Origin of the sequence: Mesorhizobium sp. B2-4-12, assembly GCF_006441575.1 — a bacterium.
GTDB lineage: Bacteria > Pseudomonadota > Alphaproteobacteria > Rhizobiales > Rhizobiaceae > Mesorhizobium.
Map to the genome: position 1 here is coordinate 44,537 of NZ_VFVC01000041.1, position 11,280 is coordinate 55,816.

The 11,280-nt window shown below is 63.4% G+C and carries 11 protein-coding genes; 4 read left to right on the top strand and 7 right to left on the bottom strand.

Features of this window, described 5'->3' with window-relative positions:
* Positions 1 to 10 precede the first annotated feature (10 nt).
* Genes kduI through FJ934_RS21665 form a run of 3 tightly spaced genes read left to right on the top strand, consistent with a single transcriptional unit; the run spans position 11 to position 1,972 of the window.
* A complete protein-coding gene (gene kduI / locus FJ934_RS21655; protein ID WP_140612251.1) occupies positions 11 to 862 on the top strand; it encodes a 5-dehydro-4-deoxy-D-glucuronate isomerase in 852 nt (283 codons plus the stop codon).
* Positions 859 to 1,623 (top strand): 2-dehydro-3-deoxy-D-gluconate 5-dehydrogenase KduD, encoded by a 765-nt coding sequence (kduD, locus tag FJ934_RS21660; protein WP_140612253.1) that lies wholly within the window; start codon positions 859 to 861, stop codon positions 1,621 to 1,623. The genes kduI and kduD overlap by 4 nt, the downstream gene beginning before the upstream one ends.
* Positions 1,624 to 1,633: 10 nt before the next feature.
* On the top strand, positions 1,634 to 1,972 hold the full coding sequence (locus tag FJ934_RS21665; protein ID WP_140612255.1) for a cupin domain-containing protein: 339 nt from the start codon (positions 1,634 to 1,636) through the stop codon (positions 1,970 to 1,972).
* Positions 1,973 to 2,140: 168 nt separating this feature from the next.
* Here FJ934_RS21665 and FJ934_RS21670 read toward each other — a convergent pair whose 3' ends face one another.
* The gene (locus tag FJ934_RS21670; protein ID WP_140612257.1) at positions 2,141 to 2,935 is read right to left on the bottom strand and encodes a hypothetical protein; all 795 of its coding nucleotides are present in this window, start codon (positions 2,933 to 2,935) and stop codon (positions 2,141 to 2,143) included.
* 379 nt (positions 2,936 to 3,314) lie between these two features.
* On the bottom strand, positions 3,315 to 4,736 hold the full coding sequence (locus tag FJ934_RS21675) for a coniferyl aldehyde dehydrogenase (protein ID WP_140612259.1): 1,422 nt from the start codon (positions 4,734 to 4,736) through the stop codon (positions 3,315 to 3,317).
* A 302-nt stretch (positions 4,737 to 5,038) separates the two neighbouring features.
* Between FJ934_RS21675 and recQ the strand changes: the two genes are divergently transcribed.
* Positions 5,039 to 6,868: a DNA helicase RecQ gene (gene recQ, locus FJ934_RS21680; RefSeq protein ID WP_140612261.1), complete on the top strand. Its 1,830-nt coding sequence runs from the start codon at positions 5,039 to 5,041 to the stop codon at positions 6,866 to 6,868.
* A gap of 241 nt (positions 6,869 to 7,109) precedes the next feature.
* Here the strand turns inward: recQ and FJ934_RS21685 are convergent, their stop codons facing one another.
* The 5 genes from FJ934_RS21685 to FJ934_RS21705 all read right to left on the bottom strand — a co-directional run bounded on the left by FJ934_RS21685 (position 7,110) and on the right by FJ934_RS21705 (position 11,014).
* Positions 7,110 to 7,364 carry an exopolysaccharide production repressor protein gene (locus FJ934_RS21685; RefSeq protein ID WP_140612263.1) on the bottom strand — a complete coding sequence of 85 codons (255 nt, stop codon included), beginning with the start codon at positions 7,362 to 7,364 and terminating at the stop codon, positions 7,110 to 7,112.
* Positions 7,365 to 7,515: 151 nt separating this feature from the next.
* Positions 7,516 to 8,262, bottom strand: coding sequence for a GGDEF domain-containing protein (locus FJ934_RS21690; RefSeq protein WP_226890437.1), 747 nt, complete (start codon positions 8,260 to 8,262; stop codon positions 7,516 to 7,518).
* Positions 8,263 to 8,413: 151 nt separating this feature from the next.
* Positions 8,414 to 9,103, bottom strand: a complete 690-nt coding sequence (locus FJ934_RS21695; protein WP_140612265.1) for a thermonuclease family protein — start codon at positions 9,101 to 9,103, stop codon at positions 8,414 to 8,416.
* Positions 9,104 to 9,118: 15 nt separating this feature from the next.
* On the bottom strand, positions 9,119 to 10,318 hold the full coding sequence (locus FJ934_RS21700) for an ABC transporter substrate-binding protein (protein ID WP_140612267.1): 1,200 nt from the start codon (positions 10,316 to 10,318) through the stop codon (positions 9,119 to 9,121).
* 324 nt (positions 10,319 to 10,642) lie between these two features.
* Positions 10,643 to 11,014, bottom strand: a complete 372-nt coding sequence (locus tag FJ934_RS21705; RefSeq protein WP_140612269.1) for a hypothetical protein — start codon at positions 11,012 to 11,014, stop codon at positions 10,643 to 10,645.
* Positions 11,015 to 11,280 lie beyond the last annotated feature (266 nt).

Consider the following 11,280-nt stretch of genomic DNA (forward strand, 5'->3'; position numbering starts at 1 on the left):
CAGGACAGAGATGAGCCAGAGCCGTACCGACTACACATCGCGTTTCGCCATCGACCCCGTCGCCGCGGCGGCCATGGGCGCCGACGAACTGCGCCATAACTTCCATATCGAAGACCTGTTTCAGCTCGACCGCATCCGCCTGACCTACACCCACTACGACCGGATGATCGTCGGCGGCGCCGTGCCGGCCGGCAGCCCGCTTCGGCTGGAAGCGATCAAGCCAACAGGAACAAAGGGCTTTCTCGATCGCCGCGAGCTGATCGCCGTCAACATCGGCGGTGCGGGCACGATCGAAGCCGGTGGCCAGCTGTTCACGCTCCTGGCGCGCGACATGCTCTATCTCGGCATGGGCACCAGCGACGTATTGTTCGCGTCGGCGAATTCCGATGAGCCGGCTAAGTTCTACCTGTTGAGCGCGCCGGCGCATCAAGCTCATCCCAATCGGCTGATCCGCATCGGCGACGCCAGGCGCGTCGATCTCGGCAGCAAGGACGCCTGCAACGAGCGCTCGATCTTGCAGTTCATCCACGCCGATGGCGCGAAAACCTGCCAGCTCGTCGTCGGCATGACGCAGCTCGCACCCGGCTCTGTCTGGAACACCATGCCATGCCATGTGCATGACCGGCGCATGGAGGCCTATCTCTATTTCGATCTGGCGGACACGGCGCGGGTCTTCCATTTCATGGGCGAACCCGACGAGACGCGCCATATCGTGATGCGCAACGAGGAGGCTGTGCTGTCCCCCGGCTGGTCGATCCATTCGGGTGCCGGTACGTCGAACTACGCCTTCATCTGGGCAATGGCCGGCGACAATGTCGACTACACCGATGTCGATCCGGTGGCGATGGAAGAACTGCGGTGAGCGACCTCTCCGCTTTCAGCCTGGCCGGCAAATGCATCCTCGTTACCGGCGCCAACACCGGAATCGGCCAAGGCATAGCGGTGTCGATCGCGCTGGCCGGCGGCACGGTCGTGGGCGCCGGCCGCTCATCGATGAACGAGACGGCGGCAAGGATCGCCGAGGTGGGCGGGCAGTTCGAAGCTGTAACCGCCGACCTTGCCGACACGGCGGTGGCCGGACCGATGCTGGACCGCGTCTGGGAAGAAAGCGGACCGCTCGACGGGCTGGTCAACAGTGCCGGCATCATCCGGCGCGCCGATGCCGTCGATCTGAGCGAGGCCGATTGGAACGACGTGCTCGACGTCAACCTGAAGACGGTCTTCCTGCTCTGCCAGGCCTTCGCCAGGCGCGTCCTGGCCGATGGGCGCAAGGGCAAGATCGTCAACATCGCCTCGGTGCTGAGCTTCCAGGGCGGCATCCGCGTCGCGTCCTACACCGCCTCCAAGCATGGCGTGCTTGGCATCACCCGGCTGCTCGCCTGCGAATGGGCGGCGAAAGGCATCAACGTCAACGGCATCGCGCCGGGCTATATCGAAACCAACAATACGCAGGCGCTGCGTGCCGATCCTGACAGAAGCGCTGCCATCCTGGCGCGCATTCCGGCGGGCCGATGGGGCGAGCCGGGAGACATTGGCGATGCCGCTGTTTTCTTGCTGGCTCAGGCATCGAACTACATGCATGGCGCGGTGATGCCGGTGGATGGCGGCTGGCTGGCGCGGTGAGGAGGTGACGATGACGAAACCGAAGATGTTCGCGCGGGCCGGCGAGGGTGCCTGGACGCCGACGCCGGACGGCAACAGGCGGCGCGTTCTGCTGCATACGGACGAATTGATGATGGTCGAGTTCGGTTTCGACAAGGGCGGCATCGGTGCATTGCACTCGCACCCGCATGTCCAGGCAAGCTACGTCGCCGAGGGCCGCTTCGAGGTGACCATCGATTGCCGGACCGAGATCCTTGGGGCCGGCGGAAGCTTCATCGTGCCGTCCGGTCTGGAGCATGGCGTCAAGGCGCTGGAAGCGGGGCGGCTGGTCGACAGTTTCACGCCGCGCCGGGCTGATTTTTTGGTCTGACGGGCGTCTTCTGCTTGCCCAGCGCAAATCAAAACCCGCGCCTCCGAAGAGGCGCGGGCGTTGCCTGGGCGCTTGTGGCGCCGCGGTACTCAAAACATCACCGCAGGATTGGAAACCTGCCGGATCATGGTGAATATAAGCTTAACTTAATAGACTAAATCCGCGTGGTCACGGCGACCGGCGGCGAGCAAGCGACGCGTGGCCTCGAGAATGGCCTCGACCGGCGTGTCGGCGACATTGGCTGTTCTGCCGCGCCTCGGCGCCGTCACCACTTCGACCCGGTTCGACAGCGGCCGCCACCGCTCGAGATTGGCGCCATTGTTGACGATCACCCGTCGGCGTCATGACGGTGGCGAACAGGTGCCCCAGCCCGCCTTCCATGCCCACATAGGCGGCAGTCATCTCGCCAAGCGCCAGCAGGAGGTCGCCGAACGGCTCGACTCCGAGCCCGAGTTCCGGACTGATCACCGAAAGACGGCTCTCCCTGGCGAGAAGGGCCTGCGGCGTCGGTCCGTCGCCGGGGGTCACCAGATACAGGACCTGATAGCCGGCATCGATGAGATTGCCGGCCATGGCGGCGACCTGGGCCTCGCTCATGAACTTGTTGCCCCTGGCATTGCCGCCAAGCAGGATCAGCGGCCGGTCGCCGGTTCCGCGAAGCCGGCGCGCCAGAGCCCGGGCCGGCTGTGGGACATCGAGCCGATGGTCGAATGGCAAGTGCCGGCCGGCGAGGCGCTCGATCAGCCGGTGGTAGCGCCAGGCATTGTGTTCGGGCCGCAAGGTCCATCTTGTTCCCCACCGCAGCGACAGGAGATGACCGGCAAAATTGGGCTCGTAGCGGACGCCGCGGCCGACAAGCTGCAATGCTGTCACCATCAGCCCGGGCACGCCCGCCCGGAAGTCGACGACCGTCGTTTGTCCGCCGGGCCGGGCGAACTCAGCCAGAATGGCGGAAAGCGGCATAATCGTCCTGAAGTCGTCGACGAGGGGGCGGCATGCTTGTGCAATATGCCCGTAAGCGAGGACTTGCCCTGGCTGCCATAGACGATATGGCTTCGCGGGAAGGCCGTTCTTGCCGCCCGCAACGCCGGTATCCTCAGCAACCCGTCGCCGAGGGCGTCGTTGCGGACGTAGAAGATAAGCAGCGGCGCGGGCAGATCCATGGCCAGGCGGATCCGTTAGCTATGAGATCGGGAATAAGTCGGAAAAGATCGTGCAAAAAGACAGCAAATTCCGGCCGAATCCAGAGGGAATATGTGCCAAACGCAATAATAGGGGGCGGTATCAACCGCTATCATCGCCGGTGCGCTGGTCATTCCGGCACTAAAACGCCCGGCGTTGGTCAGCTGATATGCCTGAGCAGGCTGAAAAGCCGCTCGAACGTCTTGCCGTAGGGCGGGCGTAGAAGTCCTCCCGCACTCAGTCTGGACTGCAGGAAAACCGGCTTGTCCTTGCTGAAGGTGCGGAACCCCCATTCGCCGTGATAGGCGCCCATGCCGCTGGCGCCGACACCGCCGAAAGGCTGGTTCTCCTGTACCAGATGCAGCATGCAGTCGTTGATCGTGACGCCGCCGGCGAGGGTCTCATGCAGGATGCGTTGGCGGTTGCGGCTGTCGTGGCCGAACCAGTAGAGCGCCAGCGGCCGGTCGGCCCGGTTCACATGGTCGATCGCATCGTCGACGGTGTCATATTCGACGATCGGCAGCACCGGGCCGAAAATCTCTTCGCGCATCAGCCGCAGGTCCGGACCGGCATTCCTGACCAAGGTCGGCGGCAGCTTTCGGTTCGCAGTGCCGAGCTCTTCGCCGGCCGGATTGATTTCGACGACATCGGCGCCGGCGTGGCGGGCTTCCGCGATCATGGCGCGCAGGCGCTGGTAATGCCGGTCGCTGATGATGGCGGTGTAGTCGGGGTTGTCGCGCAGGGTGGGGTAGAGCCGCGCCACCGCCGTGGCGAGCTTCGCGGCGACCGTGCCTGCCTGTCCCCTGGGCACCAGCAGATAATCCGGCGCGATGCAGGTCTGCCCGGCATTGAGCAGCTTGCCATAAGCAACGCTGGATGTAGCCGCATCGAGATCGCATGAGGGATCGAGGATCGCCGGCGACTTGCCGCCGAGTTCGAGCGTGACCGGGGTCAGATTGGCGGCAGCGGCGATAGCGACCTGGCGGCCGACCGCGGTCGAGCCGGTGAACAGGAGATGATCAAAGGGCATCGATACGAAGGCCTTGCCCATTTCGGCGTCGCCGGTGATCACGCTCAACTCGTCGGGGGCAAAGTGCTCGCTGGCCAGTCTGGCGAGCAACGCCGAGAAAGCAGGCGTCAGTTCGGAAGGCTTGACCAGCACGCGGTTACCGGCGGCCAGGGCTGCCGTGACCGGTGCGATGGCGAGCTGGAAGGGGTAGTTCCAGGGCGAGACGATGCCGACGACGCCAAGCGGCTGCGGCAGCAGGCGATTTCGGCCGGGCAGGAACGGCAAGGTGGTGGCGACACGACGCTTCCGCATCCAGCCGCGAAGATGGGAAAGCGTGTGGCGGATGCCGGCGCGCACGACGAACAGTTCGGCAAGGCGGGTCTCATGCGCCGAGCGGCCGCCGAAGTCGGCGTCGATCGCCGCGCAGATTTCCGCCTCATGCTTTTCGGTGAGCGCCAGCAGGCGTTTCAGGCGCTCCTTTCGTACGCCAAGGTCCGGAAAGGGCTGTGCCTGGAAGGCCGCACGCTGCCGTTTGAACCGGTCGCCGAGCGTGTCCTGTCTGACCTGCAGCATCGCGTCCTCCCCCTGTCGTAGGGGCTGAGCTTACATCCCGGTCCCTGCAGGAATCCAGTCGGCCCGCGGCTCCCGCAAGGAAAGGTGCCAAGCCAGTGCGGCGCAGCCAGCCCTTCAGGTGCTCCCGTTTCGGGTCCGATTCTTAAAGTGTGGGAGCCAACCTATACACCCTATGCGGGAATCTGCAGACCGACGCGGCCTTAGATGAATTGCTAGCTCGGACTTTACGAATGAGTTCCCGGTGGCATTCCCGCGCGCTTCGCTTTAGGACCATGGTTCGGCCAAAGAGGAACCATCTCTCCATGCACGGATCGGCGGACAAGCCGGATGCCAAGCGGCGCGTCCTGAAGGACGTGTTCGGCTTCGATGACTTCCGCCCCGGCCAGGCCGACGTCATGGACGCGCTGCTAAGCGGACGACACGTGCTGGCCGTGATGCCGACGGGCGCCGGCAAGTCGCTCTGCTACCAGGTTCCGGCGTTGGTCCTGGGCGGGCTCACTATCGTCGTCTCGCCGCTGGTCGCGCTGATGCAGGATCAGGTCGCCGCCTTGCGCCTTGCCGGCGTGGCGGCCGACACGATCAACTCCTCGCTCGACCGCGAGGCCAATGTCGCGGCCTGGCGCCGTATCGCTTCCGGCCAGACGCGGCTGCTCTATCTGGCGCCGGAGCGGCTGATGACCGAGCGCATGCTCGAGGCGCTTTCGCGGCTCGACGTCAGCCTGATCGCCATCGACGAGGCGCATTGCATCTCGCAATGGGGGCCGGCGTTCCGGCCTGAGTATGAGGACTTGTCGCGGCTGCGCGGCATCTTCCCCAACGTGCCGATCATCGCGGTGACGGCAACGGCGGACGAGAGCACACGCACCGACATCGAATCCCGGCTGTTCGCCGAGCGGGTCGAAACCCTGGTGCTGGGTTTCGACCGGCCAAACATCAAGCTGGCGATCGAATCCAAGCAGGACAGCAAGCGGCAATTGCTGCGTTTCATCGAGCGCCACGCCGGCAAGAGCGGCATCGTCTACTGCCTGTCACGCAAGAAGACCGAGGAGATGGCAGCCTTCCTCGAGAAGAACGGCGTCACCGCGCTCGCCTATCATGCCGGGATGAGCAAGGAGACGCGTGAGGCCAATCAAAACGCCTTCATGACGCTCTCCGGCGTCGTCATGGTGGCGACCATCGCCTTCGGCATGGGCATCGACAAGCCCGATGTCGCCTATGTCTTCCATACCGACATGCCGGGCAGCCTGGAGGCCTATTATCAGGAGATCGGCCGCGCCGGCCGCGATGGGCGCAAGGCCGAGGCGCATATGCTTTACGGCCTTGGCGATATCCGCATGCGCCGGCTGTTCATCGACGACGAGGACGCGTCCACCGAGCACAAGCGGAGGGCGCATCGCCGGCTCGACACGCTGATCGGCTATTGCGAGACGGCGCAGTGCCGCCGCCAGGTGTTGCTCGGCTATTTCGGCGAGGAGGCGCAGCCTTGCGGCAATTGCGACAACTGCCTCGACCAGGTGCCGCGCGCGGACGGCGTCGCCGAGGCACGTGTCATCCTGGCGGCGGTGGCGCAGAGTGGCGAGCGCTTCGGCGCCACCCATGTCATCGACATCCTGCTCGGCCACGAGACCGAGAAGGTCCTGGCCAGGGGCCATGAGCGGCTGGCGAGCTTCGGCAGCGGCGTGGCGCACAAGAAGGATTTCTTCATATCGTTGATCCGGCAGCTCGTCGCCGGAGGCTTCCTGGAGCCGGACCCGAGCGGCCATGGCGGCCTTGCCATTGCCGACAAAGGCCATGCGCTTGGCCGGGGCGAGGTGCCGTTCCACTACCGCGTCGAGATGCGCGGCCGCGCCATGCGCAAGATGTGGGTGGCCGAGGGCGCCGCGAACGTCGAAGGCGTGGATGCATCGCTGCTCGCCACGCTCAAATCGCTGCGGCTGCGTCTTGCCAGGGAGCGTCAGGTGCCGGCCTATGTCGTGTTCTCCGATCGCACGCTGATCGACATGGCCGAACGCCGCCCGCGCGATCTCGACGCCTTCGCCGAGGTGAATGGCGTGGGCGGGGCGAAGCTCAAGGAGTTCGGCCAGGTTTTTCTCGCCGCGATCGCCGCGCACCAGGCGGGCGGATCGGCCTGAGGAGGCGATCCGGCGCTGTCCGTGGGGTCCGGCGGCCAAGTGCCGGTTGGGGCGATCTGCTTCACCGCGCCAATGGCGTGCATTCGCTGGCGCTTGCCGGCGGCGTCGCGCTGCACACGATCAATGTCGACCGCCATCCTGCCTTCGACAAGGAGAGGGGACCGACAGGTTTGGCCGGCTTTTGCCCTGCCTGTTAGAGCGTTCCTTCGCGGAAATGCAGAACCGCCCTATCTCTTTGCTTTTAGGCGACGCCGTCATGTTCAAAGGGCGCAGGCAAGTCGGCATCATTGTCGGCAAAATCCTCGGAGTCCATTTTCCGGGATGCGCGCCCAATGACCAGCATCATCACGGCGACGAAATACCCAATCTGCAAAACTATCGCGGCGACCGCGGTCCAGGCAAGCGCATGCCATAAGGAACCCGTTGCCGCAAAGATCCAGACAGCCACGAAGCCCAGCGTGCCGAACATACCTACCAGAAACTGCGGAAAATACATTTTTGCCAGAACGTTCTAACTGTCACCAGTCTCGAAACGTCTCCCTAACTGGAACGCCACATCCCGGTTTGAAGGTTTTTCATTATTTTAGCAATTGCGCAAGTACCGGCAGGTGAAGAAACCGGCCGGCTTCGCGGCTGGTCAGCTGCGGCTAGGCGTGAAGATGCGACAAGTCGAAACCGCCGTCCGGTCGAGGCGCCGACAAGCGCTCTGCCGCAGACCGGAACATGTCCTCGAACTCCAGTTCCTGCTCAAACACCACACCTCCGAGTTTCACGGCCAGGACTTCTTCGCCTCCTTGGGGCGCGAAATAGACTTGCGAGACGCCGGCACGAATACGCTCGCCAATCTTTCTGGCGTCGGCTTCGCTTGCTCCGGGCAGAAACACTCCGAACATCGAAGCGCCGATGCGGCCAATCACATCCTCCGAGCGAACGGAGGATCGGATGGCCGAGGCTATGAGGCGCAGGGCTTCATCGCCCCAGCCAAGGCCGAAGCGCAGGTTGATGGCGCGCAGATGCTCGGGGTGAATCACCAGGAAGGCGCCCGATCGCGAGCCCGGCGCCGAGGGTTTTACCGCTCTGCGTTCGACGAGTGATGCGAAAACGGTCCCGTTCAGGCAGCCGGTCAAACCGTCATAGCTTGCCGCCTTGTTGAGTTCCCGTCGATAGTGGCGGATATCGGCCAACTTCAGACCTATGAACACAAACAGTGGCAGGCAAATCACCAGAGGCAGGACCGCTGCGGTGATCACGCCACGGCCGAACGGGGTCAAGGCATCGATGAACAGAAGCAGATAATTCAAGCCAAAGGAAACGCACAGGCTGGCGATGGTTCCCAAGAGGGCTAAACGCATGACATCCTGCCATGCGTTGGTCCCCGTCGATGCTTTCGTCACGGCCAATCTCCTGTTTGGTCGGCAAGCATATGGCCGGCAAGTTACGATTTTAGTCTCCAGGAACAATACAATTTGACGGATCGAGGTTGATAATCTTGCGCAGCCGCCCTTAGAGCGGTTCAGCGTTTGATGGTATCGTTGGCCGAAGCGCCTACACAGGTGGGCCGAAGATTCCCATTTCCGCGGCTCTGGCTGTCGCCTCGGCCTTGCCATAGATGCTATCAGGCAAAGCCAGGGCCCAGCCGTTGGATACGAGCCAGGCGCCGACATCCTGCTGTCCCAGCCGGCACGGCGCGGCGATCGGGAAACGGTCAATTTCCGGTGGCACGAAACATTTCAACGCCCGTCCGCGAAGCCAGCGGTTGAAAGCAGCGCGTGCCCTTCGCCCGCAAGGCCAGGAGATATCGCCAAACAGGCAAGTCCTGTCTATCTCGACGCCCTGCACGCCGCTGATCGTCACTTTTCGGCCCATGGATTCGAAGCCGGCTGACGACGTGGCCTGCGGGCCGTACAGCAGCATCTCCCGCCAATCCTGCGGCATCGGTGTTTTCGGAGGGGACGCGAGGCCGAGTTCGCCGAGCGGCGAACGTGGCTCCGCTCGCTCGATGCCCGTCGCGTCGATCTGCGGCGGTGCGATGAGGTCCTGAGCGATCGTGCGTGCCGAACTGGAAAGGAAGCGAACCGGGCGCCAACGGTCCTTGTGCCCGGCTTCGGGGGCCGAGGCGACAATTGGCGGATCGACCCGGAACAGGTGCGCTGCCCGGACAATCAACAAAATTCCGATCAAGAGCTCAAGGCTTCCGATCGCGATCATGATGCGGACCCGTTGTGCTTTGCCCATCGGGTCTACGCCCAGTCAGAAACCCGACGTCGATTTGGCAACCAGTTTGAGCGCCCCTTTTTCAATTCGATAGAAAGGCATCGACCGTTCGCTGGATCCGTCGGCGCGAAACCGGAACAAACCGGTCGACCCGCGAAACCCGCTCGGATTCTCGAAGACTTTTCTGCTGAAACTGGCAGGTCCAAGTGCGCTTGCGATCCCGGCTGTCAGGGCGACTGTATCATAAGCATAAGCGACATTGACGTCGGGCTCGTATTTGAAGGTCGTCTTGAAACGATCCGCGATGGGACCCGTCTCGCGTGGATCGAGCGTTGCGATATAAGCGCCTTCGAAAAGCGGATCGATCGGGCGATCCAGCCAGCGATTTGTGCCGACCACGGAGGTCGACTTTCCCGGAATGCCTTTTGCTTTCAGAGCGATGAGGATCGGCGACGGGCTGCCGTCACCGCTGGCAACGACGACGGCATCGGGCATCTCCACAAGCGAACCCATATCGGCGACCGCCTTGGCGCCGTTGTCGGCGGCCGAATAGGGTATGGTGACCGCAAGTGTGGCTCCGTATACGCTGAGGCTGTTGGCAACCCGCTTCTCGACTATGCCGGCATTCGACCCTGCCGGGACAAGCAGGACGAATTTCTTGCCGCCCTTGGCCGCGATGGCGCCGGCACCCGCCGCGGCGCTGTCTGCTTCAGTGAGGCACACGGCGTAGACGCCCGGACCGCCGGCGAAATTGTCGGCAAGAGCCAGAACCGGCGGCCGGTTCGACCCCGACAGTTGAGCGACATGCTGTGCCGCGGGCAGTTCGGTCGGGCCGATGACAATTTTCGCCCCCGACGTTATGGCCTTGATCGCCAATTGCTGGGAATAACCCACGTCGCCTCGCGTGTCCTCGACGGTCACCGTAAGCAGCGGATTGCCAAGATCGGTCATCGCGAGTTTTGCGGCGTCGAGCATCTTCCTGCCACTTTCCCCCGCCGTTCCCGGCGCGGAGAGGGGCAGCAGCATGGCAACCTTCGTGGGGCCAGTGCCGAGAGACTGCGTTGCCTGGCTTGCGTTGGCGACAGCGACAACAGCCGGTTGATTGCCGGCCTGGATGGCGGCCGGATCGAGCGCGTCGGACACGCTGCCTTTCGACTGACAACCCAGCAACGATCCCGCCAGCACGGAGGCCGCCGCCAACGTCTGCAGACGGTGTACCTGTCGGCCAAATCCCATGCTTGCTCCCGCCCGATACGCCGCCAGATTGTGCGACCTTGCCCTTCCCGGTCTCATCGTCAAAATATGTTACGGCGGATTTGCGCCGTTCTCGCCGAGGTCCTCGGCTGCGGAAGGGCTGCGTTCTTCTGCTTGGTCACCTCCAGCCCTTGACCTGGCGCAGGCTGGCAATGGCGGATGGAACTGGAAGCTCGCTCGCGGGCCTGCTCCCTCGAACCGGCCGGCGTGACCCACGGCAAGAGGCCGACCAATGCGGTCGCTCCCGTGATCGCAGCGAGCGACATGGGATCGCCAATCATCGGCCCGACGTTCCCGCCTGCCTGGTCAGTTCATGTACTCGACCATGCGCTCGTGAAAACACTCGCATTTGTCGAGTGTATCCTCGTCGCGATAATTCGTCTTCAGGTAGCCGTAAGCCATGCCGCAGGCGACCTTGGCTTCCGACGCCCAGACGAAAACCGGCCTGGATGAATTGATCCATTCCGGGCTGTTGGCGACGACGACCGACTCGTCCATCAGCTTCACCACCTGGCTCTTCAGATCGACGATGTTGTCGGTCCGCACCAGGTCCGAGTTGCCGGCGACACGGCAATAATCGGTCGTCGAGCCGCCGATGATGTCGGCGGCGTAGCCCGCCGATCCGGCCGTCAACAACAGGGCCGCCGCCGAAACCAGCAGCTTTGCAACAGTCTTCATGATGAGCTCCCCTCTATTCCCTAATTCAATGGTTCGCTAATGCATAACATGGGAGCGCGGCAATGTACTGTGCTACTTGGGCCACAGTCGCTGTCGTAAAGGACGGTGCTCGCATCTGCCTGGGTCGCCTGTCCCATCGTCTACTCTAGCCAAACGTCCTGGAAATGAGAAAGGCAGTTTCGGCCTCCTCACACTAGAGCATAATCTGACCTGACGGAATCGCGAGGGATTCCCATCGGCGAGAATATCTGATTCATCATGTCTGC

Coding starts and splice junctions, on each gene's coding strand:
- kduI (WP_140612251.1), top strand. CDS start 11: ATGAGCCAGAGCCGTACCGACTACACATCGCGTTTCGCCATCGACCCC.
- FJ934_RS21665 (WP_140612255.1), top strand. CDS start 1,634: ATGACGAAACCGAAGATGTTCGCGCGGGCCGGCGAGGGTGCCTGGACG.
- FJ934_RS21670 (WP_140612257.1), bottom strand. CDS start 2,935: ATGCCGCTTTCCGCCATTCTGGCTGAGTTCGCCCGGCCCGGCGGACAA.
- FJ934_RS21675 (WP_140612259.1), bottom strand. CDS start 4,736: ATGCTGCAGGTCAGACAGGACACGCTCGGCGACCGGTTCAAACGGCAG.
- recQ (WP_140612261.1), top strand. CDS start 5,039: ATGCACGGATCGGCGGACAAGCCGGATGCCAAGCGGCGCGTCCTGAAG.
- FJ934_RS21685 (WP_140612263.1), bottom strand. CDS start 7,364: ATGTATTTTCCGCAGTTTCTGGTAGGTATGTTCGGCACGCTGGGCTTC.
- FJ934_RS21695 (WP_140612265.1), bottom strand. CDS start 9,103: ATGGGCAAAGCACAACGGGTCCGCATCATGATCGCGATCGGAAGCCTT.
- FJ934_RS21700 (WP_140612267.1), bottom strand. CDS start 10,318: ATGGGATTTGGCCGACAGGTACACCGTCTGCAGACGTTGGCGGCGGCC.
- FJ934_RS21705 (WP_140612269.1), bottom strand. CDS start 11,014: ATGAAGACTGTTGCAAAGCTGCTGGTTTCGGCGGCGGCCCTGTTGTTG.